A 25,205-nucleotide genomic window follows, 5' to 3' on the forward strand; every position below is an offset into this window, starting at 1 on the left:
GAGGCGGTGAACCCCGTCCGGGCGGCAGTCCCCCTCCGCCCGGGCGGGCCCCGACGCGGCCGCGCCCCGAGCCGGCCCGTCGTCCGTGACTGCTCTCCCCCGTTCGCCTGCCTCAAGGAGTACATCACCATGGCTGCCCCTGTGGTCTCTTCGGTCAGCCCCAATCAGGGGCCGGCCGCCGGCGGCACCACCGTCACCGTGACCGGCACCGGATTCACCGGCGCCACCGCCGTCCGCTTCGGGACGAAGCTCGCGACCTCATTCACCGTCAACAGCGGCACGCAGATCACCGCGGTGGCCCCGTCGGGCTCAGGCACCGTCGTCGTGACGGTCACCACCAACCAGGGCACCAGCGCGCAGCAGGTCTCCTTCACCTACGCGGCGACGCAGGCTCCGACCCTGACCGGCATCTCGCCCGGCCAAGGACTCCCCGCCGGCGGCACGACGGTGACGCTGACGGGCACCAACCTCACCGGTGCGACGGCGGTCCGCTTCGACGGCGTCGCCGCCACCTCGTACACCGTCAACAGCAGCACCCAGATCACGGCGGTCACCCCCGCCCACGCGGCCGGCGCCGCCGCCGTCACCGTGACGACACCCAGCGGCACCAGCAACGCCCTCACCTTCACCTACCTCACCGCCCCGTCCGTCACCGGCCTGTCGCCGAGTCAGGGCCCGGCGTCCGGCGGGACCACGGTGACGCTGACGGGCACCAACTTCACCGGTGCGACGGAGGTGCGCTTCGACGACGTCGCCGCCACCTCGTTCACCGTCAACAGCGCCACCCAGATCACCGCCGTCACCCCCGCGCACGCGGCCGGCGCCGCCGCCGTCACCGTGACGACACCCGGTGGCACCAGCAACCCCGACAATCCGAGCGCGTACTTCTTCTTCGCCGCCGCGCCCTCGCTGACCGCGCTCACCCCCGGCCTCGGGCCGACGGCGGGCGGCACCACGGTCACGCTCACGGGCAGCGATCTGCTCGGCGCGACGGCGGTGCGGTTCGACGGCATCGCCGCCACCTCGTTCACCGTCGACAGCAGCACGCAGATCACCGCGGTCGCCCCCGCGCACGGGGCCGGCGCGGCCGCCGTCACCGTGACGACCGCCGGCGGCACCAGCAATCCCCTCGCCTACGCCTACCTCGCGGCGCCCTCGCTGAGCTCTCTGGTGCCGACGCAGGGGCCGACGCACGCCGGGGCCGTCGTCACGCTGACCGGGGCCAACCTGACCATGACCAGCAGCGTGCGCTTCGGCGCCACGCCCGTCTCGTTCACGGTGGTCTCGCCGACCCAGATCACGGCCGTGGCCCCGGCGGGCCCGTCGGGTCCTGTCACCGTCACGGTCGTCACCCCGGCCGGCACCAGCAACGGCCTGATCTACGCCCGGACCGACGCCCCCGTCATCTGACCCGGAGATCAGACGGACGCCCTCGCCGGCGTGTCGCTGCGGTCCGCCGCCTCCTGTGCGACGACACGGCGGCGGCGTACCGGCATGCCGAGGGTCGGGTTGGCGACGCCCCAGGCCGCGCCCTTGCACACCAGTTCCTTGTACAGGGCGGCGAGCCTGCCGGTGAGGGCCGCGTCGACGGCTCGGTCGTCGGCGGTGACGTACTGGATGAGGCCTTCCCTGCGGCCCAGCGAGACGCACTGGTTGAAGTAGCGGATCGACTGCTCGGGGACCTTTCCGCCGGTCAGGCGCGCCGCGATGGCGTCGGCGGCCTGCCAGGCGGCGGGGACGCCCGAGGCGCACGACATGCGCAGCGGCTTTCCGTCGGGGCCCGGCGCCCATGCCGCGTCGCCGACGGCGTACACGTCGGGGTGCGACACGGAGCGCATGGTGCCGTCGACCACGATCTGGCCCCGTTCGGTGACCTCCAGGGTGGTGGCCCGCGCGATCGGGTGGACCGCGAAACCGGTGGTCCACACGGTGACCGCGGCGGGGACGGCCTCGCCGTCGGCGGTGACGACACGGTCGGCTTCGACGCGGGTCACGGCGGTGTGCTCGTGCACGGTGATGCCCAGCTTGCCGAAGACCTCGCGCAGGTGCCCGCGGGCCTTGGCCGAGAGCCAGTCGCCGAGGCCGCCGCGGGCGGCGAGGGCGACGTCGAGGTCCGGGCGGGCCTCGGCGATCTCGGTCGCGGCCTCCACGCCGGTCAGGCCGCCGCCGACGACGACCACCGGCGCTCCGGCGTCCAGGGCGGCCAGACGGTCGCGCAGCCGGAGCGCGTCGGCGCGGCCGGCGACGCCGTGGGCGTGCTCGGCGGCGCCGGGGACGCCGAGGTCGTCCCAGCCGCTGCCGAGGGCGTACACGAGGGTGTCGTAGTCGAGTTCGCCTGCGGCGCCGTCCGCGTCGACGACGGCGACGGTCTTGCGGTCGACGTCCACGCCGGTGACCCGGGCGAGCCTCAACTCGACGCCGGTGCCCGCGAACATCTCGGTGAAGGGCCGGGGCTTGAGTTCCTGGCCGACCGCGAGCTGGTGCATCCGCACCCGCTCGACGAAGTCGGGCTCGGCGTTGACGAGGGTGATGTGGACGTCGTCCCGGTGCAGCCGCCTGGCGAGACGGCCGGCCGCGATCGCTCCGGTGTAGCCGGCGCCGAGGACGATGATGCGGTGCTGCATGTGCGTGCTCCTGTCTGCGCGGTCCGCCCTTGGTCTTGCGCGGTTTCGCCTCTTGAACCGGGCAGCCCTCGGTTTCCTGACAGGAAGCAGATGTGAAGCACGTCACATGTCGGCGGTGGGCCGCACCGCGGTCAGAACATGCGGAGCAGGGGCTCCCCGTGATCGGCGGCGGCCCACACCTCGGTCGCGCGCGCGAGCTTGTCGGGATTGGCCTGGCTGCGGAACGCCGCGATGCCCTCGGCGGTGATCTCCAGGCACATGACGCCGACGACCCTGCCCTCGACGACCGCCACGACGGCGGGGCCGCCGTTGGCCGTCGTGATGTACATGTCGGCCGCGCCGCCGATGAGGGCGCGCTTGGCGGGTGCGGGCTTGAACAGGCCGCGCATGAACTTCGCGACCGCGAGGGCGCCTTCGAAGCCCTTGGTCCGTGCCGGGACCTTCCCGCCGCCGTCGCCGACCGCGACCGCGTCGGACGTGAGCAGCCGCACGAGCGGCTCGGTCCGCCCGCTGGTGGCGGCGGCCAGGAACTCCTCGACGATCGCGCGGGCGGCCGCTTCGTCGACCTCGGCGCGGGCCTTGCCGTCCGCGATGTGCTTCTTGGCGCGGTGGAAGATCTGCTGGCTGGCGGCCTCGCTGAGGTCGAGGATCTCGGCGATCTCGCGGTGCGGGTAGTCGAAGGCCTCCCGCAGCACGTACACCGCGCGCTCGTTCGGCGTGAGCCGTTCCATGAGGGTGAGGACCGCGTACGAGACCGACTCGCGCTGCTCGGCGGTGGCGGCCGGGCCGAGCATCGGGTCCCCGTCCAGCAGCGGTTCGGGGAGCCAGCGGCCCACATAGGTCTCGCGGCGCGCGCGGGCCGAGGCGAGCTGGTTGAGGCACAGGTTGGTGAGCACCTTCGTCAGCCAGGCCTCGGGGACCTCGACCCGCTCGACGTCGGCGGCCTGCCAGCGCAGGTATGTCTCCTGCACGGCGTCCTCGGCCTCGCCGGCGGAGCCGAGAAGGCGGTAGGCGATGGCCTCCAGACGGGGCCTCGCGCTCTCGAACCGGTCCACGTCCTGCAGGGTCAGCGGCATGGTCGGGATCCTAGCGGGACGAGGGTGCGCGCCCGCCTCTTCCCCCCTCGCGCGGGGCCGTGAGGGCGGCGTTGTCAGTGGCGTCCGCCATGATCGGGGGCATGAACGAGATCGACACGGTCGCCCCCGGAGCCGCCTGCGTGTGGGACCGGTTCGCCGTTCCCGCCGCTCTGCAGGGTCTCGTCGGGGCGGCGGGCCACTGGCACGCGGGCTGCTTCGCCGAGATCACGCGCATCGGCCGCTTCATCGAGGGCAGTTGGGCGCCCGGGCCGGGTGAGGCCGAGGTCCGTCCGACCGCGGCGGGCAGCTGGACCGAGGTCATAGGGCGCGTGGGCGCGCTCGCGCTGCGGGCCGCCGCCCCGGCGACGAGGCCGGAGCGCCGGGAGGTGCTGCTGGAGTTCCTGCGGACCTGGGCGCGGACGCCGTTCGCCGACCCGGCCTACCGTTTCCGTTTGGGCCGGCTCGCCGGAACGACCTCGTTCAGCGTGCGCGACGACGGGGGCGCTTCGTTCGGCCTGCATCTGCCGGCCGCGCGCACGACGCGCTACTTCGAGGCGCTGCTGCCCGGCGGCGAGGCCGCCCCGCGCCCCGAGGAACCGCTCGACGTCATGGACTGTCACCGCGGCTGGGGCGACCCCGGGCAACTGCTGCGCCTGGTGGAGCTGGTCCGGGAGCGGGGGCCCGCCCCCTGGGACGCGGACGCCGTCGTCGCCCTGAGCGAGGCGACCGGCCTGAGCCGCCCCGCCGCGGCCCTCGTCCTGGGGGGAAACCCCGGGGCGAGCGGCTACTACACCCCGTTCCTCGACGAGCACGAGCGCGCGGTCCTGGGCTACAAGGTCGGCGAACTCGATGCGGCGCGCGGCGAGTTGCAGATGCTCCGCGACGGTGACCGGCTCGATCTGCTGGCCGACGTGATGCCGGCGGACCCGGCGGACCTGTGGGAGCCGGGCGGGCTCGCCCGTGTCGCTGAGCGCACCGCCGAGGCGTGGATCGAGCAGCACGGCGCCGGCCCGAGCGCGCCGTACGGCACCTGGCAGGCCGCGGTCGCCCTGCGGACGCGGATGCCGGCGACCCATCTGTGCCACCTGTTCCTCGACCCGGCCCGGGCCACCCTGCCGTCGGGTTTCTACCTGCGGGTCCGGCCGTGCCCGCCCGAGCACCGCCGACTGCGCACCGCGTGGGACGTCATGAGCGCCTACGACTCCGAGACCCTCGTGGAGGCCGTCTTCGCGGGCCTGTCGTGGGCGTACGCGGACCTTCCGGCCGGCGATCCGGTGCGTGCCGGGGCGCCGGAGGTCGTCCGCCAGTTGCGCAAGGTCCTGGCGGGCGGGGACTCGCCCGCCAGGATCCTGCACTCGGGGGTGATGCGCGGCAGCCGCGGCAGCCGGCGCTGGGACTGGCTCACGGGCGGCCCCTGCGACCGCGTCATGGCGCGCATCACCGCCGACGACCTGCCCGCCGGGCGCTACGAGTCCGATCCGCGGGCCTGCGCCCCCGAGGTGGTCGCCGACGTCGTCGCCGGCCTCGGACTGTCCGAGGACGCCGCCGTCCTCTATCTCCAACTCCTGCTGCTGCCCGTGCCGTCGGACCGCAACGTACGGCGCTGGAACGGCTGGACGCCGGCCCGCCACAGGACGGCCGCTGCTGAACTGGCCTCGCGGGGGCTGGCGGTGGAGGATCGTCGCGCCCGTGCGGGACGTTCGCTGTTCCTGCCCGGCCCGTGGGCCCGGGCCAAGAAGCCGCTGCCGCCGATGGAGACATGGAAGGCGCCCGTGCTGGGGGCGCGGCTCAGCCCCGACGGGGGAGAGGTGCGGGAGTTCGATCTCCTGCCCGGCGCACTGCCCGAACTGTTCGCGCGGGTGTGGGAATCGATACGTGACGGGAAGGGCCCGGCGGCCTGAGAGCCGGTGGCTCAGACCTCTTCCGGTGAGGTCTCCCGACTCGTGGCGTCGGTGTCGCCGTCGCCTTCGCCGTCGTGGTCATGGTCGTCGCTGGCAGGGATGGAGTACCGGTCGAGGGTGCGGTACACCACGAGGCTCTTCACCTCGTACGACATCTTCGTGGTGGCGGGGCCCGGAGCCGGGTGGTAACGGCCCGCGCACACCGAGAGGTTGACGATGAGGTAAGCGCGCCACTCGCGGCCGACGCCCTGTCCGTCGGCGAAGACCTGCTTGCCGTTCAGCGACCAGACGACGCTGCGCCGGCCGAAGGTCACGCTGAGATCGACGATTCCGCCGGGGCGGACGGTCCGGTCGCGCAGGTAGCGGTTCGCGGGCCGCACGTGGTTGGTCAGTTCCAGCAGGTCGGGATTGTCGGGGTGGTACTCGAAGACGTCCACCTCGTTGTCGCCGTCCCGCCAGGTCCAGATCGCCGGCCAGGCGCCCACTTCGGTGGGCAGACGCACCCGGGCGTCGAGGCGGTCCCCGGTGCGGACCATGAACCCGTCGGCGCTCCCCTCGGTGGTCAGCAGGCCCGTGTCCCACAGGCCGTCGGGTCTGCGCGTGGCTCTGAACGTGCCGGTGCGGGAGTACGACGGGTCCGCGGTCAGGTAGTCGAGTTTGTTGTCGCCCCGGTTGGTGGGACCGCCGCCCGGATAGGCCCAGGAGCGTCCGGCGACCCATTGGCGCTCGGAGGCGAAATCAGCTGTGAAGACGACTGCGCTCATCGCAGCCTCCCTCCGTCAAGAGGTACTGCATCGCATGCCGGTGTTCTCCCCTCACGTGACCCGGTTATGTGGTGCGCCGCGTGACTGGGCCCGTGATTCACCCGGGCGGGTGAGGGGGCATGTGTCGGCAGGGTCATCCGGTGGCGCGGTGCGGCGAGTTGACGGTGGGACGCCGGCGTCGAGGGCCTGTGGAGCGGCCGGCGGGGTTACTTCTGTCCCGGGCTCGGCTCACCCGGATGCTGCGCACCGAGGAGGAGTTGCGGCGCTCGGTGGTCTTCCAGGTCACCGTCTTCGGCGGGTTCAGCGCCGCCTGGACCGCGCTGGCTCTCCTGGTCGCCGGCCCCCGGTACGGCATGGGCGCGCATGGCGGTGGGGCTGCTGGCGCTGATAGGGGCGGGCAGCATGTTCTGCGCGCCTGCGGCGGGGCGTTGGGTGGACCGGCTGGGCGCGGACCGGGTGAACCTGTGGTGCGCCCTGGCCGCCCTCGCCGCGGCGGCGGTGCTCACCGGGGACTCGCTGGGCGGGGCGCCGGGGCTCGTGGCACTGGCCGCCGGACTGCTCCTGCTGGACGTGGCGGTGCAGTGCGGGAACCCGTACCCCGACCGGGGCGTTGACCGGACGGCGACCGGGGCCGGGCGGTCGGCGCGACTTGTACGAGGGGCGGGGGCAGTGCGGCGGATGGATGACGGGGAGCTCGTGACGGCGGTCAGGCGGGGCGACGCCAAGGCCGTGAGACGCGCGCTGGAGGGGGGTGCGTCCCCGGACGCGGCTGCGGAGGACGGGCTGCCGGTGCTGTGCCTGGCGGTCGCCGGCTATGACACCGCCGTCGCCAAAGTGCTGGTCGAGGGCGGTGCGGATCAGGACCGCAGGCTGCCGGACGGAACGACTCCCTTGCTCCGAGCGGTCGACAGCGGTTCTCCCTCGCTGGTGGCAGCCGTGCTGGGCCGCGAGCCACGGCTGCGCCTGCCTGAGGCCGACAGAGCACAGCTGCTCGCCGTGACCCGGGACTGGTACGAGCGGGGCGCGGAAGAGGTGCTCAGGGAGAGAACGAACGCGACCGGCCCGGCGACACACGTACGGGTCATGGACGACGAGTTCGACCATGTGACCGAGCTGACGCTCGGCGGCCACAGGGTACGCGCCGGGCACGGCGCGATCCTGACGGACCTCGAGTGGGCCTTCCGCGTCCTGACGCCCGTCGACGAGTTGGTCGCCCGGGCCGTGGGGGCGGGCGACCGTCGCCATGTCGACTGGTCGTCCGTTCAGTCGGTCTTCAGGCAACGCCGCAGCAGGCAGACGTGGTCGGCCCTGACGGCGTACCGACGTGCCCCGGCCCGCGAGGCGCGGCTCTTCGTCCTCGATGCCCTCAACATGTCCCTGCTCTCCTGGCACCGGCCACGGGACTCCCATGAGCAGGAGATGACGCACCTGCTCCTGTCGTGGGCCGACGAGGGGGAGGAGGACTCCGAGGTCCTCGCCGAGCTGTTGTACACCCTGAGCGAGACGATGTGTTCCGAGTCAGCCGGGGTGGGACTTGGATTCGTCGGGCACCGGGATCCGCGCGTCCGCGCCCGTGCCGCCTCCCTTCTGCTCGATCGCGGCACCGCGCGGCCTTCTCTGGACGTCACGGCGCGGACTGCCCTCCTGGCGCTCGCCGCGGACCGGGACCCGGGCGTGCGCGCCGAAGCCGGATCGGTCTTGTGCCTGGCTCACGACAAGAGCGACACGGTCACAGCCGCCGTCGTCAAGTCGCTCAGGGATCCGGAGGCGTCGGTGCGGGGCGCCGTCGCGGACACTCTTGCGGACCTCAGGAACTGCGACGGCGGCTGCGGGGTCTGCGCGGGCCCCCCAGGGGCTGTCGCAGACGCCCTCGTCGCCCTGCTCGACGAGGAGGACTTCCTCACCCGGCTCAACGCTGCTTACGTACTCGTCCGGCGGGACGATCCGCGGGCCGGCGAGGCGATCGAACGGGTGGGACCGCCGCCCGGTCCTGGCTTCGCGATCGACCACCGTCTGTCCGCGCTCTGGACGTGGCAGCGGGAGCAGGGCGAACCGTCCGCTCCCGTCGCCCTCCAGCCCTCCTCGGCGTCGGCGCCCGGGAGCGGGGAGGCGGGCGACCTCGTCTGACGCACCGCCGCGAAGACGCCGTGGCGGTCAGTGGGCGGACGGGAGCGGGTGGGTGGGGGGATGTGTGGCCAGGGTGTCGGCCCAGGCTTGCAGGGAGGGGTCGGCGAGGGTGGGGCCGGACCAGTCGTGGTCGAGGACGGTGTGCGGGAGGGACGGTACGACCGCGACGTAGAGGCCGGCCGCCCGGGCCGCCGAGACGCCCGTCGCCGAGTCCTCGAAGGCGACGGAACGCTCCGGCCGCGCGCCGAGCGCCTCACACGCCGTCAGGTAGAGGTCCGCCGCGGGCTTGGGGCGGCTCACCTCGTCGGCGGCGAAGGTGTGCGTGAAGTAGTCGGCCAGCCCTGCGGATCGCAGTGCCCGGTCCAGCAGGTTCCGGGGACTGTTGCTCGCGACCGCGACGGGCACCGCGGCCCGGCAGGCGCGGACCAGCTCCACCGCGCCGGGCAGCGCGGCCGCGCCCCGGGCGAGTTCCGCGCTGACCCGTTCGAGGAGTTCGGCGGCGAGTTCGGGGCCGGCTCCGGGCCGGCCGAAGTACTCGGCCATCACCTCGGCCGCCCCTTCCAGGGTGCGGCCGAGGACCAGCGCCTTCTGCTCCGGACCGAAGGGGTGGCCGTGCGCGGCGAAGAGCGCCGTCTCGGCCACGGTCCAGCAGGGCTCGGTGTCGACCAGCAGGCCGTCGCAGTCGAAGACGACGGCTTCCGGGCCGGTGGGGAGCGGGCGCATGCGCGTGTCCTTCCGTCGGTGGTCGTGCACGGGGGGGGCCACGAGGAGTTCGTGGCGATCATGGTCGCTCACCGTACGGATGGAGCCGCCGAACATCCAGTTTCCTGCCCGATCTCGGGCAGGAGAGCGCCATTCAAGCGCTCTCCTGCCCACTGGCGGTGGTTGCGCCGCGCTGATCCCATCGACCCCGCCCCCGCGCGTCGCCACGCCGTTCGACTCCCCCAAACGCCGCCCGGCGCTCACCGGCAAGAGTGGCGCGGACGGGTGTCGGCGCCCACGACCGGAGGAGTGCGCGAAGGGCCGAGGGGTGGCGCGGGCAGGTGGGCCGAGGCGGGGAACACGGGTGCGGCGCACGGTTTCCGAGGGGGCGTCAGGCGGGTTCGGCGGCATACCTGTTGCGCCTTTCGGGGGAAACCGCTCCGGGATGCGGCGCGCCTCACCCCGGCGAAGACTGTCGGCATGCTCACCCCCTCCGGCTTCCGCCCCCTCACGCGATCGAGGTTCCCGATGACTCCGCGCCCCGCCGCCCGCCCGTCTCACGGAACGGGGCACGGCTCCGTCCCGCCCGCCGCCGGCGGCAACGGCGGCGCCCGTCCGCGCGGGGGGCGGATACGCCTGGCGCTGGCCTGCTCGGCGGCCGGAGTGATACTCACGGGCTGCTTCGCCGGCGGTGACGGTGCGACCGGCGACCGGGACGCAAGCACCTCGGCGCAGGAGCGAGCGGCCGCGCGGGCGGCCCAGGGCAAGCCGTCGGCCTCGGCCTCGCCCGGCAGGCACGGACCGTCCGGGCCCGGCCGGCGAAGGCCGAACCCGAGGGACGCCAACAGTGTGCTCGCCCGGTCGCTCGAACCGGTGCGGGCGCACGGCGGCACGCAGGTGTCGGTCGCGGTGCTGGAGCCCAGCACCGGCCGGCAAGCGGTGTACGGCCCACAGACGCACATCACGGCGAGCGTGGCGAAGGTGAACATCCTGGCGGCCCTGCTGCTGCTCGCCCAGCGCGAGGGGCGGTCGCTCACCGAGTGGGAGACCACCACCGCGGCCGCGATGATCCAGAGCAGCGACAACGACTCGGCGGACGCCCTGTGGCGGCGTATCGGCGGCGCCGAGGGACTCGCCGAGGCGAACAAGACCCTGGGACTGACCTCGACCCGACCGGGACCCGACGGCCACTGGGGTCTGACGCGCACCACCGCGGCCGATCAACTCACCCTGCTGAAAGCCGTGTTCGAGGACCGCTCACCGCTCAGCCAATCCTCACGCCGCCTGATCCAGGGGTTCATGGGGCGGATCGACCCCGACCAGGCCTGGGGGGTGTCCGCGGAAGGCAGTCGCTGGCAGCTCAAGAACGGCTGGCTCCAGCGCTCCCGGTCCCAGCGCTGGGCCATCAACAGCATGGGCCGGGTCAAGGCCCACGGAAGCACGTTCTATGTCGCCGTCCTCTCCCACGGCAGCCCGACCATGTCCCACGGCATCTCGGCCGTGGAACGGGCGACCCGCACGGCGGTGCACACACTGTGCGGCACTCCCCCGCCGGTGGCGCCGATCATCGGCTGACGGAGATCCCGGAGTAGGAATACCCCCCGGGGGTATCCTGTTCCCGTGTGTGGAAGAACAGGTCCAAGCCACGCACGATGGGATGGGAACGGGAGAAGCCATGACTCACGGCGATCACCACACCGGCACCGCGCACGACCACACCGGCCGTACGGCCGACCCTCACGGCGGCGATCACGGCGGCCACGCGAAGGGAAACGGGGCCTCATGGAGCACGGCGGCGAAGGCGACGTTGCACTGCCTGGTCGGGTGCGCCGTCGGTGAGATCCTCGGGATGGCCGTCGGCACGGCCCTGCTGTGGGGCAACGTGCCGACGATGATCCTCGCGATCGTGCTCGCGTTCGTGTTCGGCTACTCGCTCACGTTGTTCGCGGTCCGCCGGGCCGGCCTCGACCTCAGGTCGGCGATCAAGGTGGCACTGGCCGCCGACACCGTCTCCATCGCCGTCATGGAACTGGTCGACAACGCCATCATCGCCGTCACCCCGGGCGCGATGGACGCCCAGCTCTCCGACGGCCTCTTCTGGTCGGCACTGCTGGGCGGCTTCGCCATCGCGTTCCTGGTCACCACGCCCGTCAACAAGTGGATGATCGGCCGAGGCAAGGGCCACGCGGTCGTCCACGCCTACCACTGACAGCCACCGGGTCGAGCAAGGCCGGCAGAGAGCCGCAAGACGCCGAACGCCGACCCTTCGTCAGGAATGCCGCGCCGGCTTGCGTACGATGAGCGCCATGACAGCCCGCGCGCCCCAGCGCAGCCCGCGACCGCCCCTCGGGCGGTGGCGGGCGTTGCTCGTGCTCGGGCTGCTGGCGGGGCTGTTCGGCATGCACGCGCTGGCGCCCGGCGGCGGGCTCCACGAACATGCCGCGCACGCGCGCGAGATGACGGTCGTCAGCGCAGGCCACGACGGCTGCTCGGGGGACTGCGGCACCGGTCACGCCCAGCACGCCGACCCCACCTGCGCGTCGGGGGCGGTGAGCGGCGGGCCGGTCCTGCCGGGCCTCGTGCCCGACCCGGCGGCCGTGCCGGCAGGCGTCAGCACCCTTTGCTCGTACGCGACCTCACCCCCGGACGGGGCCCGCGCGCCCCCGTCCCTGGCGGAACTCCAACTCCTGCGGATCTAGACACCGCACGGCGCCACGTCCACAGCTCTGCGACGCGGCGCCCGCCGGAACGTCCTGATCACACCCTGAAGCACAGCAGGAGTACCAGCATGCGCAACACCCGTACCACCCTCACCCGTCGGGCCGCCGTCGCGGCCGCGTCCGTCACCGCCGCCCTCGTCCTCGCCGCGTGCGGGAGCGACGGCAGTGGGCACGGCGGCGGCCACGACTCCGCGTCGTCGGCGCCGTCCGCGACCTCCTCGTCCTCGGCGGGCGCCGACGCCGCGGCCGGCGCGCACAACGACCAGGACGTGGCCTTCGCGCAGGGCATGATCCCCCACCACCGGCAGGCCCTGGAGATGGCCGGTCTGGCCGCCGGCCGGGCGTCCTCCGCTCAGGTCAAGGACCTCGCCGCCCGGGTGGAGAAGGCGCAGGACCCGGAGATCAAGACCATGACCGGCTGGCTGAGGTCCTGGGGGCAGGAGGCTCCCAGCGGCACCGGTTCGATGCCGGGCATGGACCACTCGGGGCAGGGCGGGACGTCCGGCGGCCATGACATGCCCGGGATGATGGACGGTAAGGACATGGACCGGCTGGAGAAGGCGTCCGGCGCGGACTTCGACACCATGTTCCTGACCCTGATGATCGAGCATCACGAGGGCGCCGTGCAGATGGCCGCCACCCAGAAGGAGAAGGGCGCCTACGGACCCGCCAAGGCCATGGCCGACGACATCGTCACCGGTCAGAGCGCGGAGATCGCCGAGATGAAGAAGCTCCTCGGCCAGGGCTGACACCCGGTGAGAGGGAGGGGGCCGGGGCCGGTGGAACCGGCGCCGGCCCCCTCCCGGCCCGCCGCGTGTGACCGAAACGTGAAGAACCGGGGGGCCGGTTGATGCGCCGGTCCGTTGTGCGAGAGGGTGGGGCATTCCTCCAGTGGGAAGGTGACCGGCCCCGCCGAGTACGGGGCCGATGATCATGACGAGTGTGGATGGCTCCTCGCGCACGGCGCAGGGCCTGTTGTCCTCCGTGGGTGCTTCGTGGATGCGGGCGCCCTATCCCGCGTTGGTCGCCGACGCGAACGGCTTCGTCGTCGAGGCCAACGAACAGGCCGCCCGGCTCTTCCCGGACGCGGCCCCCGGAGCGCGGCTCGCACAGGTCGCGCCCGAGTGGCTCGTGGAGGGACACAGGATCGCCCTGGCCGGCGGCGAGGACACGGTGAGCGCCGTGCGCGGCCGGCACGGTCCCTGGACGCTGGAGGCGCACGCGACGCCCGGGGCGGACGGGCAGGTGGTGTGGTGGCTCGTCGACGACACCGACCGGTCGCTGGCCGAGGCGGCGCTGCGCAGTGAGCAGGAGCGCACCCGTTTCCTCGCCGAGGCGTCCAGCCGGCTGCTCGCCTCGCTGAACGTCGAGCGGTGCATGGACGTGGCGGTGGAGCTGGCGGCCGAGTATCTGGCCGACGCCGCCGTCCTGATCGCGCCCGCCTCCGGTAAGCGTCACCCGGTGGCGACCTGCGTCGGCGGCGAGGTCGCGTACCGGTCGGCGCGGATCGACCCGGCGGCCGTCCCCGGGCTGGCCGAAGCGTTGCAGGGGTTCCCGCCGGTGCCGTCCCGGTGGATCGACCCGGCCTCACTGCCGCCCTGGGTGACGCCGGACGGCTTCGACGGGCCCGTGGGGTCGGTGGTGGTCACTCCGCTGCCCGGCCACGGGGTCCCCGCGGGAGCGATGATCCTGCTGCGGCGCGACGACCACGCCGCTTTTGACGCCTCCGAGGAGGTCTTCGCACGGGTGTTCGCCGCCCGCGCGGGCGCCGCGCTGTCCGCGGCCCGTCTGTACCGGGAGCAGAGCGGCATCACGGCGACGCTCATGGCCGAGCTGCTCCCGCCGACGCTGCGGCAGGTGCACGGCGTGGAGTTCGCCGCGGGCTACCGGGCCTCGCAGGACGCCGAACGCGTCGGCGGTGACTTCTACGACGTCCATCCGGGCACCGGTCCCGGCGAGGAGACGCTGGCGGTCCTGGGCGACGTGTGCGGCAAGGGGCTGCAGGCCGCCGTGCTGACGGGGAAGATCCGCAGCACGCTGCAGGCGCTGCTGCCGCTGGCCGACGACCACCAGCATCTGCTGCGCCTGCTCAACGGGGCGCTGCTCAGCAGCCACCACACCCGCTTCGCCACCCTGGTACTGGCGTCCGTCCGGCGGCGCGGAGGCGTCACGCATCTCAGGCTGACCAGCGCCGGCCACCCCGCGCCGCTGGTCGTGCGCAACGACGGCACGGTCCGGGAGGCGCCGACCTCGGGCACGCTGATCGGCGCCTTGGCGGACGTCAGGGCGCACACCGTCGACGTCGACCTGCAACCCGGAGAGACGTGCCTGCTGTTCACCGACGGCGTCACCGAGGCGCGGGGCGGTCCGCTGGGCGATGTGCTGTTCGGCGACGCGAGGCTGAGGGCCGCGCTCGCCGAGTGCGCCGGCATGCCCGCCGAGGCCGTCGTCGAGCGGATCCAGATGCTCACCTCGGAATGGATCGGCGACAACCGGCACGACGACATAGCGGTCCTGGCGATCACCGCGCCCCGCACCACGCATCTGACGGCGGTGGACGGACACACCCCGGGCAGGTACACGGCATGACGGACACCACCATGGTCAGGGACGCGGGCGCGCTGCTCGCGCGGGCCCGCGAGGAGCTGTGGCAGGCGGTGTGCGAGCGGGACGAGTTCGCCGCCGGCCGGACCGTGTTCGCCGCCCTGGACGCGGGCGCCGACGCTGAGGACGTCCTGCTGGACGTCATCGCCGCCGTGCAGCACAAGGTGGGCGCCGAGTGGGCGGCCGACCGGTTCACCGTCGCTCAGGAGCACGCCGCGACGGCGATCCACGAGCGGATCATCGCCGCCATGGCCCACCGCACCCCGGCGGCGCCGGCTTCCGCGACGGCCTCGACGGTGACCGTGGCGTGCGTGGACGGCGAGTGGCACGCGCTGCCGGCCCGGCTGCTGGCCGAGGTCCTGCGCCACCGCGGCCACCGGGTGGACTTCCTCGGCGCGCAGGTCCCCACCCAGCATCTGATGGCCCATCTGCACCGGACCGCGCCCGCCGCCGTGGCGCTGTCCTCCTCCATCCCCACCCGTCTGCCCACCGCGCACACCGCGATCACGGCCGTGCAGGCGGTCGGCATCCCGGTGCTCGCCGGTGGCGCCGCCTTCGGCGCCGACGGCCGCTACGCCCGGCTGCTGGGCGCGGACGCCTGGGCTCCCGACGCCCGCGCCGCCGCCGGCCTGCTCGCCCGCGGACTGACCCGGCCGTCGCCCGGCGCCGTCCGGCAGACCGTCGAGGACCTGCCGCACCTGAGCGACCAGGAGTACACCCTCGTGGCGCGCGGCAAGCGGCGGCTGGTGCGCGGCACGCTGGCCGGGCTGGAGGAACGGCTGCCCGCGATGCGCGCCTACACCGACGCCCAGCGCGAACGCACCGCCGAGGACATCGCGCACATCGTCGACTTCCTCGCCTGCGCCCTGTACACCGACGACAGCGCGCTGTTCACCGGCTTCCTGGACTGGACGGGCGGCATCCTCGAGGCCCGGCGCGTGCCCGCCCAGGTTCTCGACCCCGGCCTCGCCCTCCTCCAGGAGGAGTTGAAGGACTTCCCCCGAGCCCTCGACTTCCTCTCCCTGGGCCGCGCCGCCCTGCGCCGGCGCGGCACCCGTCCCCCTGCCCCCGGACCCCACGACGACGTATGACCACGACACCCGACGACACCTTCGACCTGTCCACCGCCGTGGACGCCGCCGGCGATGCCCGCATCCGCATCACCGGCGACCTGGACTGGGACAGCGCGGACGACCTCACCGAGGCGGCCCGCGCGTGTCTGCGCGCGGACCCGCCGCCCCGTCAGCTGCGTCTGGAGTGCGCCGCGATGACGCTGTGCGACTCGCTCGGCCTGGCCGCCCTGCTCATGGTGCGGCGCGAGGCGACCGCGGTGGGCGCCCGACTGCACCTGGACGACCGTCCCGCGCACCTCGAACGCCTCCTGGAGGTGACCGGCACCGCCCACGTCTTCACCGACGAGGGTGAGACCGCGGGCGCTGCGACCACTGACGAACCGGAGCGGACCGAGTCCGCGCGGCCGCCCCGGGCGCCTCACGGCTCCTGACGACCGGCCGGCTCGGCCCGTGACCGGCCGGGTCCGGGCCGGCGTCCGCCGGTCTGTTCGCATGATCGGACGACAGCCCGTGCCCCGGCTTCCTCACCCGCCCGGCGTCCTGTGAGAATGCGCGAATGGACGACGAAGCCGAGATCACCGTGGACATGATCGAGAACGTGCTGATCGTACGCGTCAGCGGTGAGTTCGACGCGGACGAGGCCGACACAGCGGCCCGAAGTCTCGCCGTTCCCTCGGAGAGACCGGCGGCCTCCGAGAGAGCGGCCGTCGCCACGGTGGTCGACCTCTCCGGGGTCACCTTCGCCGACTCCTCCCTGCTCCACTCGCTCCTGACCGCCCAGCAGCACCACGGGCGAGCCGGGCTGCCGTTCGTCCTCGCCGCAGTGAGCCCGCTGGTACGGCGCCTGCTGGACCTCACCGACACCGCCCGCGCGTTCACCCTCGCCGACTCCCTCGCGGACGCCGTGGAACTGGTGCGCGCCCACGGCGGCGGCCGGTCCGGTACGTCGTGACCGGGCACGCGCCGCACGAGGACCACGCACCAGAGGGAGGGTGAGGAAGCAGTGACCACCATGGATCCCGCAGCCGGCCGGCTGCGGCAGCCGTTCACCGCCGCGACCGCCCGCGCCCGCGTACGCCGGCTCCTGGACACCCTCGCCGCTCCCCCGCCCCGGACCGTCATCGACGACGCCCTCCTGGTCGTCACCGAGCTGGTCACCAACGCCGTACGGCACGGCGGCGGTCTGGCCGGCTTCGACGCCCGCCTCGACGGAGACGTCCTCACCGTCAGCGTCACCGACGCCTCCCCCGCGCTCCCGCACACCGTGCCCCGCAGCGACCCCGCCGCTCCGGGCGGTTTCGGCTGGCCCCTCATCCAGCAGCTCAGCCGAGAGGTCACGGTCACACCGACGATCACCGGCAAGACCATCGAGGTCACACTGCACGCCGACCGACGAGCGTGAGCTCCCTTCAGGACGCCGACGCGCTCCAGCGGTGCAGGGTCTCGCTCTCCTCGTCGTAGGTGAGCCAGGTCCCGTCGCCGAGCGGGCGCACCCAGCCGTCGGCGGGTCTCGCGGGATAGTCGACCGGCCCGCGTGTCTCCAGGGTGCGCGCGTCGAGCAGCCAGTGGGCGCCGGCGTCCGGGTCGTCGTCGGAGTCGACCGTCGAGGCGATGACGGTGTCGGCGTCGACGAAGCCGCAGCCGTAGTCCCAGCCGAGCGGCTCATCGCCGGCGTGGTCGGGCTCCGCCGTGGCGAGGACGGAGCCGTCCAGGGCGTGCAGGCGCAGGTCCGAGCCGTAGTGGTCGACCGTCAGGAAGCCCGCGTGCCGGGGGTGGACGTCCGCCAGGATGCGGTCGGCGGGCGTCCCGACGTCCCAGGCGGTCAGCTTCTCGCCGTCCCAGCGGGCCCAGTACACCCGGACGCCGTCCTGCCCCTCCCCAACGCACAGGCCCACGTGGACGCCGTCCGGGTGGGAGAGGTGGTGCGAACCGGCGGCCACGCTGTCCAGCGGCAGGCGGGCCAGCTCCCTGCCGTCCCGGGCGTCCAGGACGACCCAGCGCTCGGTCCCCCAGGTCTTCTCGTCCTCTCCCTCGCCGTTCCCGTCGCCGGCCCCGGTGTCCGCCTCCGCGCCGACGACGTGCGCCCAGACGAGCCCGCCGTCGTCGGAGACCCGGCACGAGCCGTGCTCCAGGCCGCGGCACACCTCCTGTTCGTCGCCCGAGTGCGGGTGACCGATCTCGGGACCCCAGCAGCCGTGCCGGTACTCCCACAGCGTCTCCCCGCCGCGGCCCACTGCCCGTATCGCGCGCTGCCCCGAGAACACCGCGAACGAGCCGTCGGGGCTCACCGAGTGGACACCGCGGTCCCAGCCCGGCCACGGCAGGGGGAAGACGGCGGTCGGCGCCCGCTCGCCCGCGAGGACCTCGTGGACGTCGTGCACCTCCAGTTCGTGCCCGTGCATGAGGAGGGCGCGGCGCTGCCCGTCCCCACGGCTCTCGTAAGCGAAGCCGTTGACCAGTGCGCGCCCGCCCGGCAGGGGCACCGAGTGGCGCGGATGCGCGGTGATCGACATGGCCCCGAAGGTAACGGACCGCACTGACAACGCGGTCGAGTCGTGGGGAGGGAGCGGGGCGGAGGGGGGTGGGGTTCGGCTGTCGGTGTCGCCTGCGAGGATGGCTCGTATGGACATTCGGCGCAGGAACAACGTCACGGTCACGGGCAACCCCGAGGGGCCCGTGGTGGTGCTGGCGCACGGGTTCGGCTGTGACCAGAACATGTGGCGTCTGACGGTGCCGGCGCTCGCCGAGGACTACCGGGTGGTGCTGTTCGACTACGTCGGCTCGGGCGGCTCCGACCTGTCCGCGTTCAGTGAGGACCGGTACGCCTCGCTGAGCGGCTACGCCCGCGACGTGGTGGAGGTGTGCGAGGCCCTGGATCTGCGCGACGCGGCCTTCGTGGGGCACTCGGTCAGCGCGATGGTCGGCGTGCTGGCCGCCGGCATGGCGCCGGAGCGCATCGCATCGCTGCTGATGGTCGCCCCCTCGCCGCGGTACATCGACGACGACGGTTACCGGGGCGGGTTCAGCGCCGAGGACATCGACGAGCTCCTCGAGTCGCTGGAGTCGAACTACCTGGGCTGGTCGGCGGCGATGGCGCCGGTCGTCATGGGCAACGGCGAGCGCCCGGAGCTGGGCGAGGAACTGACGAACAGTTTCTGCGCCACGGACCCGGACATGGCGCGGGTCTTCGCCCGGACCACGTTCCTGTCGGACTCGCGGGACGACCTGAAGGCGGTGCGGGTGCCGACGCTGGTGCTGGAGTGCGTCCAGGACGTCATCGCGCCCCGTGAGGTGGGCGCCTTCGTCCACGAGGCGATCCCGGGTTCCACGCTGGTCACCCTCGACGCGACCGGGCACTGTCCGCACCTGTCCGCGCCGCAGGCCACCAACGTGGCGCTCACCGGCTTCCTGGCGGAGCTGCGGTGATGTGCCGTACCTGGCAGGAGCCCGAACCGCACGGAGCCGGCGACGAGACGACCCAGCAGGCCGTCTTCGCCTCGCTGCTGGAGGACAGCGCCGAGGAGCTGTACGAGAGCGCGCCGTGCGGATATCTCTCCACGCTGATGGACGGCACGATCGCGAAGATCAACGCGACGCTGCTGAACTGGCTCGGGTCGGCGCCGGACGCGGTGGTGGGCCGGATGCGGTTCACGGACCTGCTGACCGTGGGCGGCAAGCTGTACCACGAGACGCACTTCGCCCCGTTGCTGCGCATGCAGGGGGAGATCAGCGGCATAGCCCTGGACCTCAAGCGGGCGGACGGCAGCCGGATGCCCGTCCTGGTCTCCGCGGTGGTCAAGCACGGCAGCACCGGCCAGCCGCTGCTGATCCGGACCACCCTCTTCGACGCCCGTGACCGGCGCGCCTACGAGGAGGAGCTCCTGCGCGGTCGTAAGGCGGCCGAAGAGGCGCGCAAGCAGGCGGAGGCCGACGGTGCGCGGCTCCAGGACGCCCTCGCCGTGCTCCAGCGCTCCCTGCTGCCCGCCGCGCTGCCCGAGGTGCCGGGTGTGGAGACGGCCGCCTACTACCACACCGCCTCGCCCGACCGTCTCGGCGGAGACTTCTACGACGTCTTCCCCGTGGACGGCAAGCGCTTCGCGTTCTTCCTCGGCGACGTGTGCGGCAAGGGGCCGCAGGCCGCCGCGGTCACCTCCCTGACCCGCTACACGCTGCGCGCCGCCGCACTGCACGACGCCGACCCCGTCTCGGCGCTGACCACCCTCAACACGGTGCTCCACGAGCGCTACACCGGCGACGACCCGCGCTACTGCACCGCCATATTCGGCGTCCTCGAACCCGACCCGGTCACCGGCGGCGTCGCCGTCCACCTCGCCTCCGGCGGCCACCCGCCGGCCCTCGTCCTGCGCGCCGACGGCACCGCCGACTTCCTGCCCACCCCCGGCGGCGTCCTCGTCGGCGTCCTGCCGCAGGCACGGTTCACCACGGCCACCACCACGCTCGGCGTGGGCGACACCCTCCTCCTCTACACCGACGGCATCACCGAGGCGCGCACCGGCGACGACGGCAGGCTCTACGGCGACGAGGCCCTGCGCGCCTTCGCCGCCCGCCATGCCGGCCGGCCCCCCGGAGCCGTCGTCCAGGCGCTGACCGGACTGCTGAACGAGTTCGGCGACGGCCTCGACGACGACACCGCCCTCCTCGCCCTCGGAGCCCCCGCGACGGCCCCGACCACCGACCCCGAACCCGACACCGACACCGACACCGACACCGACACCGACACCGACACCGACCGGACACCGAAGAGCACACGATGAGCCCGCTGAAGATCACCACTCGAGACGCCGCGACCGGTCCCGTCCTGGAGATCAGCGGCGAACTCGACTACGCCAACGCCGCCGGACTGCGCGACCTGCTCCCCACCCTGACCCTGCGAGCGGGCCAGCGGCTCGTCGTGGACATGGGCGGCATGGAGTTCTGCGACTCCAGCGGCATCAGCGCCCTGATAGCCGCCCGCAACCACGCCGAGGCCGCCCGCGCCGACATCGCCCTCGCCGCCGTCCCCGCCAACACCTTGCGCGTCCTGCGCATCGTCGGCCTGGATCAGGTGTTCTCGCTCCACCCGGACAGCGAGAGCGCCATGGGCGCTTGAGCGCGGGGTCCTTCGAAGCGGTCTCGCGAGGGGCCGGCGAAGCCGGGCGCGAAAAAAGAAAAAAGGAAAGGAGGCTGTCGCTCCTTTCCACTCTCAACGTATAGCGCACCGGGGGGCTTGTGGCAAGGCCCCCCTCGTGGCGCAGAATCTCCGGCCGAGGCCGGAACCTGCGGACACAGGGGGGCAGTTCAGTCGCACTTCATCGCCCCTCCCCCGTCCGCGCACCAGATGCGGAGCCAGTGACGTGACACCCCCCACCACCACCAGCGCCTTCGACCTTCCCGACCGTCTCTCCCTCAAGGCCGACCCCGCGCTGATCGCCGACGACGAGCGGCACTTCGCGGCGATCGCGCGAAGTCTCGAGGAGACGATCGCGGAGCTGACCGGGCGTCTCGACGCCGAACGGCGGGCGCCGGGCGGCACGGGACGGCAGGCGATGGACCGGGACGCGGAGATCCACCGGCTGACGGGTCGGCTGCGCGCCCTGCGCCGGTTCGGGCTGGACCTGTGCCTCGGGCACATGGTCGAGGCGGACGGCTCCGAGCCGGTGTACATCGGCCGGCTCGGCCTGACCGACGCGACCACGGGGCGCCGGCTGCTGCTGGACTGGCGCTCCCCCGCCGCCGAGCCGTTCTTCGGGGCCACCCACGCCAACCCGATGGGCCTGGCGAGCCGGCGCAGGTACCGCTGGACCGGCGGCCGGATCAGCGACTACTGGGACGAGGTGTTCACCCCGGACGGGCTCGCCGGGCACGCCGCGCTCGACGACCAGTCCGCCTTCATCGCCAGTCTCGGCGCCAACCGTTCGGCGCGGATGCGGGACGTGCTGGGCACCATCCAGGCCGACCAGGACGCCGTCATCCGCGCGAGTTCGCGTGGGGCCCTCGTCGTCGACGGCGGTCCGGGGACGGGCAAGACGGTGGTCGCCCTGCACCGTTCGGCCTACCTCCTGCACTCCGACCCGCGTCTCGGCCACCGTCGGGGCGGTGTGCTGTTCGTCGGCCCGCACCGGCCCTACCTGGCCTATGTCGCCGACGTCCTGCCGAGCCTCGGCGAGGAGGGCGTGCAGACGTGCACGCTGCGGGACCTCGTCGCGGAGGGCGCAGCGGCTGCTGTGGAGGCCGACCCGGAGGTGGCCCGGCTGAAGTCGTCCGCGGACCTGGTGAAGGCGATCGAGAAGGCGGTCGCGTTCTACGAGGAGCCGCCCACCGAGGGGATGACGATCACCACCCCCTGGTCCGACGTGCGTCTCGGGGCCGACGACTGGGCCGTGGCGTTCGCCGCGGCGGAACCCGGCACCCCGCACAACGAGGCGCGCGGCCAGGTCTGGGAGGAACTGCTCACGATCCTGGTGGACAAGCACGAGGACGAGTCCTCGGCGCGGGACGGCGAAGGGGACGTCTCGCCCGATCTGCTCCGCAGGGCGCTGCGGCAGAACAGGGAGCTGCTCACGGCGTTCAGCCGTGCGTGGCCGCTGCTCGAAGCGGCCGATCTGGTGGGCGACTTGTGGTCCGTGCCCGCGTATCTGCGGATGTGCGCTCCCTGGCTGGAAGCCGACGAGGTACGGAGGTTGCAGCGGGCGGACCCGCAGGCGTGGACGGTGTCGGACCTGCCGTTGCTGGACGCGGCGCGGCAGCGGCTCGGCGACCCGGAGACGGCTCGGCGCAAGCGCCGGCAGGCGGCCGTTCTCGCCGCCCAGCGCGAGCGGATGACGCAGGTCGTCGACAATCTGATCGCGGCCGTGGCCGACTCCGGCGCCGACGGCGACGACGGCGAGGGCCTGGTGACGATGCTGCGCGGCGAGGACGCCCAGGTGAGTCTCGTCGACGAGAACGAACTCTCCTATGTGGAGCCCGACTTGCTGGCCGGGCCGTTCGCGCACATCGTCGTGGACGAGGCGCAGGAACTGACCGACGCGGAGTGGCGGATGCTGATCTCGCGGTGCCCGTCGCGGAGTTTCACCATCGTCGGGGACCGGGCGCAGGCTCGGGGCGGCTTCACGGAGTCGTGGCGGGAGCGGCTGGAGCGGGTCGGGTTCAGCCGGATCGAGTCGGCCTCGCTGAGCGTCAACTACCGTACGCCGCAAGAGGTGATGGCGGAGGCGGAGCCGGTCATCCGTGCGGTGCTGCCGGACGCCAACGTGCCGACGTCCATCCGCAGCAGCGGGGTTCCCGTCGCCCACGGTCCGGTGTCCGAGCTGTCCTCGGTCCTGGACGGCTGGCTCGCCGAGCACGCCGAAGGCGTCGCCTGCGTGATCGGCGATCCCGCGTTCCGTGCGACGCCCCGCGTCCGGTCACTGACTCCCGCCCTGTCGAAGGGACTTGAGTTCGACCTGGTGGTCCTGGTCGAACCGGAGAGGTTCGGCGACGGCGTGCGGGGAGCGGTGGACCGCTATGTCGCGATGACGCGGGCGACGCAGCGGCTGGTGGTCCTGACCGGTTCGTGAGCGCGGCGGACGGTCAGCCGCCGCTGATCCGTTCGGTAATGTGTTCGCCGAGGGGACCTGAACGACCGGTTCCGGACGCCAACGGCGTTGTCAGGAGCAGAGGTTGACACGTCCTGCGACCAAGGACGAGGCAGCGTGCCGCGCCGGTTCGGCCGTCCCCGGTATCGACCACAAGACGAACGGGGACATGGATGACGACCGCTCACGCCTCGCCGGAGGCCGGGGGCAGCCCGCCGCCGGCGAGCGACACGGTCATCGAGGTGCGGGATCTGCGGATGCGCTACCGCACCCAGGACGTGCTGAAGGGAGTTTCCCTCACGGCCCGGCGCGGCGAGGTCGTCGTGCTGCTCGGACCGAACGGGGCGGGCAAGACGACCACGATCGAGATCCTCGAAGGGTTCCGGATGCGCTCGGCCGGGGACGTGAGCGTCCTCGGCTGCGATCCGGCCCGCGGGGACGAGCAGTGGCGTGCGCGCCTGGGCATCGTGCTGCAGTCATGGCGCGACCACGGCAAGTGGCGGGTGCGGGAGCTGCTGGCCCACCTCGGCTCGTACTACGCGCCGTACTCCACCGAGCTCGTCCGGCGGCCGTGGGACGTCGAGGAGCTGATCGCCGCGGTGGGGCTGACCGAGCAGGCGGGCAAGCGGGTCGGGACCCTGTCCGGCGGGCAGCGCAGGCGGCTCGACGTGGCCGTGGGCATCGTGGGCAGACCGGAGATGCTGTTCCTGGACGAGCCGACGGCCGGCCTGGACCCCGAGGCCAGGAGCGAGTTCCACGGCCTGGTGCGCGGCCTCGCGGACGAGAACACCACGATTCTGCTGACCACGCACGACCTCGCGGAGGCGGAGAAGCTCGCCGACCGCATCCTCATCCTGGCCGGTGGCCGGATCGTGGCCGACGGATCCGCCGAGGAGCTGTCGCGGCGGGCGTCGGCCGAGGCGACCGTGCGCTGGACGCGGGAGGGGCGCTCCTACGAGGAGTCGACGGCCGAGCCCACCCGTTTCGTCCGTCGGCTCTTCGAGGAGCACGGGGAGGCCATCGGCGGCCTGGAGGTGCGCCGGGCGAGCCTAGAGGACACGTACCTGACCACGGTGCGGGAGTTGGAGGCCGGCCGGGTCGCCGGCGAGCAGGCGGGGCACGCCTTCGGGGAGGAAGCACGATGAGTCCGGTGTGGTACGCGGCGAGGGTGGGGCTGCGGCGCGGCGTGACGGAGCTGCGGCAGAGCTTCACCACCGGGCAGGAGCTGTTCGGCTACGTGCTGTGGACGGTCCTGCTGATGGTGCCGCTGTTCCTGGGCAGAAACGATCCGCTGAAGGGCGCGGGCATCTCGGCCGGCGCGTTCATGCTGCCGAGCATGCTCGGGATGACGCTGGCGTTCACCGGAATGATGACCACGGCGCAGCTGCTCGCGACCGAGCGGGAGGACGGCACCCTGCTGCGGGCGAAGGCCGTGCCCAACGGAATGGTCGGCCATCTGGTCGGCAAGATCGTCATGGTGTCGGGTACGGCGCTGGCGTCCATGGCGCTCCCCTTCGCCGTGGGCGTGTTCCTCGTCGACGGGGTCGCCCCGCGCGGCGGCGGCGCGTTGCTCACGCTGCTGTGGACAGTGCCGCTTGGTCTGCTGGCCACGCTGCCGATCGGCGCCGTCATCGGCTCGCTGGTCGCGAGCCCGCGCACCGTCGGTCTGCTGATGCTCCCGGTCATGGGCCTCATCGGGATCTCCGGGATCTACTACCCCCTGTCGAAGATGCCCGAGTGGCTGCAGATCGTCGGACAGGTGTTCCCGGTGTACTGGCTCGGCCTGGGCCTGAGGGCCGCGTTGCTGCCGGCGGCTGCGGTCGCGGCCGAGGTCGGCGACTCGTGGCGGACCGCGGAGACGGCGGCCGCGCTGGGCGTCTGGGCGGTCGCGGGGCTGCTCCTCGCACCGTCCGTCCTGCGCAGGATGGCCCGCCGGGAGTCGGGGGCCGCGATGGCGGAACGGCACCGCAAGGCGATGCAGCGGATCGGCTGAGGCCTGCCCGGCGGTGCGGGTCGCGGGCCGGCGACGGCGCCGGGGCA

23 protein-coding genes are annotated in these 25,205 nt (G+C 73.1%); 18 read left to right on the forward strand and 5 right to left on the reverse strand.

All coding sequences use genetic code 11. The features are described from left to right. Positions 1-129: 129 nt before the first annotated feature. The gene (locus ACFYXA_RS28290) at positions 130-1,410 is read left to right on the forward strand and encodes an IPT/TIG domain-containing protein (protein WP_389037978.1); all 1,281 of its coding nucleotides are present in this window, start codon (positions 130-132) and stop codon (positions 1,408-1,410) included. Positions 1,411-1,418: 8 nt separating this feature from the next. On the opposite strand, the gene ACFYXA_RS28295 is transcribed toward ACFYXA_RS28290, so the two are convergent. Both ACFYXA_RS28295 and ACFYXA_RS28300 read right to left on the reverse strand, forming a co-directional pair. Next, positions 1,419-2,624 carry an NAD(P)/FAD-dependent oxidoreductase gene (locus tag ACFYXA_RS28295; protein ID WP_389037981.1) on the reverse strand — a complete coding sequence of 402 codons (1,206 nt, stop codon included), beginning with the start codon at positions 2,622-2,624 and terminating at the stop codon, positions 1,419-1,421. A gap of 131 nt (positions 2,625-2,755) precedes the next feature. Then, a complete protein-coding gene (locus tag ACFYXA_RS28300) occupies positions 2,756-3,700 on the reverse strand; it encodes an RNA polymerase sigma-70 factor (protein WP_389037984.1) in 945 nt (314 codons plus the stop codon). Positions 3,701-3,801: 101 nt separating this feature from the next. On the opposite strand from ACFYXA_RS28300, the gene ACFYXA_RS28305 reads away from it, so the two are divergent. Next, on the forward strand, positions 3,802-5,601 hold the full coding sequence (locus tag ACFYXA_RS28305) for a hypothetical protein (RefSeq protein WP_389037987.1): 1,800 nt from the start codon (positions 3,802-3,804) through the stop codon (positions 5,599-5,601). A gap of 11 nt (positions 5,602-5,612) precedes the next feature. Here the strand turns inward: ACFYXA_RS28305 and ACFYXA_RS28310 are convergent, their stop codons facing one another. After that, positions 5,613-6,365: a beta-glucanase gene (locus ACFYXA_RS28310; RefSeq protein ID WP_352250894.1), complete on the reverse strand. Its 753-nt coding sequence runs from the start codon at positions 6,363-6,365 to the stop codon at positions 5,613-5,615. A gap of 363 nt (positions 6,366-6,728) precedes the next feature. Here ACFYXA_RS28310 and ACFYXA_RS28315 point away from each other — a divergent pair, with 363 nt between their 5' ends. Further along, the gene (locus tag ACFYXA_RS28315) at positions 6,729-8,492 is read left to right on the forward strand and encodes an ankyrin repeat domain-containing protein (protein ID WP_389037992.1); all 1,764 of its coding nucleotides are present in this window, start codon (positions 6,729-6,731) and stop codon (positions 8,490-8,492) included. Positions 8,493-8,519: 27 nt separating this feature from the next. On the opposite strand, the gene ACFYXA_RS28320 is transcribed toward ACFYXA_RS28315, so the two are convergent. Continuing rightward, entirely contained in the window at positions 8,520-9,215 is a 696-nt protein-coding gene (locus ACFYXA_RS28320; RefSeq protein ID WP_389037994.1) for an HAD family hydrolase, read from the reverse strand. 507 nt (positions 9,216-9,722) lie between these two features. On the opposite strand from ACFYXA_RS28320, the gene ACFYXA_RS28325 reads away from it, so the two are divergent. From ACFYXA_RS28325 to ACFYXA_RS28365, 9 genes are all read left to right on the forward strand, one after another. Further along, positions 9,723-10,769 carry a serine hydrolase gene (locus tag ACFYXA_RS28325; protein WP_389037997.1) on the forward strand — a complete coding sequence of 349 codons (1,047 nt, stop codon included), beginning with the start codon at positions 9,723-9,725 and terminating at the stop codon, positions 10,767-10,769. 100 nt (positions 10,770-10,869) lie between these two features. Next, entirely contained in the window at positions 10,870-11,403 is a 534-nt protein-coding gene (locus ACFYXA_RS28330; protein ID WP_389038000.1) for a DUF4396 domain-containing protein, read from the forward strand. 97 nt (positions 11,404-11,500) lie between these two features. Next, positions 11,501-11,893 (forward strand): DUF6153 family protein, encoded by a 393-nt coding sequence (locus ACFYXA_RS28335; RefSeq protein ID WP_389038003.1) that lies wholly within the window; start codon positions 11,501-11,503, stop codon positions 11,891-11,893. An 89-nt stretch (positions 11,894-11,982) separates the two neighbouring features. Then, on the forward strand, positions 11,983-12,663 hold the full coding sequence (locus ACFYXA_RS28340) for a DUF305 domain-containing protein (RefSeq protein ID WP_389038006.1): 681 nt from the start codon (positions 11,983-11,985) through the stop codon (positions 12,661-12,663). A gap of 184 nt (positions 12,664-12,847) precedes the next feature. After that, entirely contained in the window at positions 12,848-14,503 is a 1,656-nt protein-coding gene (locus ACFYXA_RS28345) for a PP2C family protein-serine/threonine phosphatase (protein WP_389038009.1), read from the forward strand. Continuing rightward, complete coding sequence (locus ACFYXA_RS28350; protein WP_389038012.1) at positions 14,500-15,609, forward strand: B12-binding domain-containing protein; 1,110 nt, start codon at positions 14,500-14,502, stop codon at positions 15,607-15,609. Before ACFYXA_RS28345 ends, ACFYXA_RS28350 begins: the two co-directional genes overlap by 4 nt. After that, positions 15,606-16,022: an STAS domain-containing protein gene (locus tag ACFYXA_RS28355; protein WP_389038015.1), complete on the forward strand. Its 417-nt coding sequence runs from the start codon at positions 15,606-15,608 to the stop codon at positions 16,020-16,022. Before ACFYXA_RS28350 ends, ACFYXA_RS28355 begins: the two co-directional genes overlap by 4 nt. A 125-nt stretch (positions 16,023-16,147) precedes the next feature. Next, the gene (locus ACFYXA_RS28360; RefSeq protein WP_389038018.1) at positions 16,148-16,543 is read left to right on the forward strand and encodes an STAS domain-containing protein; all 396 of its coding nucleotides are present in this window, start codon (positions 16,148-16,150) and stop codon (positions 16,541-16,543) included. A 60-nt stretch (positions 16,544-16,603) separates the two neighbouring features. Next, entirely contained in the window at positions 16,604-16,993 is a 390-nt protein-coding gene (locus tag ACFYXA_RS28365) for an ATP-binding protein (protein WP_389038021.1), read from the forward strand. A gap of 7 nt (positions 16,994-17,000) precedes the next feature. Here ACFYXA_RS28365 and ACFYXA_RS28370 read toward each other — a convergent pair whose 3' ends face one another. Then, positions 17,001-18,104, reverse strand: coding sequence for a hypothetical protein (locus tag ACFYXA_RS28370; protein ID WP_389038024.1), 1,104 nt, complete (start codon positions 18,102-18,104; stop codon positions 17,001-17,003). Positions 18,105-18,213: 109 nt separating this feature from the next. Between ACFYXA_RS28370 and ACFYXA_RS28375 the strand changes: the two genes are divergently transcribed. The 6 genes from ACFYXA_RS28375 to ACFYXA_RS28400 all read left to right on the forward strand — a co-directional run bounded on the left by ACFYXA_RS28375 (position 18,214) and on the right by ACFYXA_RS28400 (position 25,158). Further along, positions 18,214-19,017 (forward strand): alpha/beta fold hydrolase, encoded by an 804-nt coding sequence (locus ACFYXA_RS28375; protein ID WP_389038027.1) that lies wholly within the window; start codon positions 18,214-18,216, stop codon positions 19,015-19,017. Beyond that, a complete protein-coding gene (locus ACFYXA_RS28380; protein ID WP_389038030.1) occupies positions 19,017-20,366 on the forward strand; it encodes a PP2C family protein-serine/threonine phosphatase in 1,350 nt (449 codons plus the stop codon). Before ACFYXA_RS28375 ends, ACFYXA_RS28380 begins: the two co-directional genes overlap by 1 nt. Continuing rightward, positions 20,363-20,701, forward strand: a complete 339-nt coding sequence (locus ACFYXA_RS28385; protein ID WP_389038034.1) for an STAS domain-containing protein — start codon at positions 20,363-20,365, stop codon at positions 20,699-20,701. Before ACFYXA_RS28380 ends, ACFYXA_RS28385 begins: the two co-directional genes overlap by 4 nt. A gap of 244 nt (positions 20,702-20,945) precedes the next feature. Further along, positions 20,946-23,147, forward strand: coding sequence for an RNA polymerase recycling motor ATPase HelR (helR, locus tag ACFYXA_RS28390; protein ID WP_389038037.1), 2,202 nt, complete (start codon positions 20,946-20,948; stop codon positions 23,145-23,147). 191 nt (positions 23,148-23,338) lie between these two features. Beyond that, positions 23,339-24,310, forward strand: a complete 972-nt coding sequence (locus tag ACFYXA_RS28395; RefSeq protein ID WP_389038040.1) for an ABC transporter ATP-binding protein — start codon at positions 23,339-23,341, stop codon at positions 24,308-24,310. Then, positions 24,307-25,158, forward strand: a complete 852-nt coding sequence (locus ACFYXA_RS28400; protein WP_352250928.1) for an ABC transporter permease — start codon at positions 24,307-24,309, stop codon at positions 25,156-25,158. The genes ACFYXA_RS28395 and ACFYXA_RS28400 overlap by 4 nt, the downstream gene beginning before the upstream one ends. Positions 25,159-25,205 lie beyond the last annotated feature (47 nt).

The organism is Streptomyces sp. NPDC002566 (assembly GCF_042889585.1).
Taxonomy (GTDB): Bacteria; Actinomycetota; Actinomycetes; order Streptomycetales; family Streptomycetaceae; genus Streptomyces.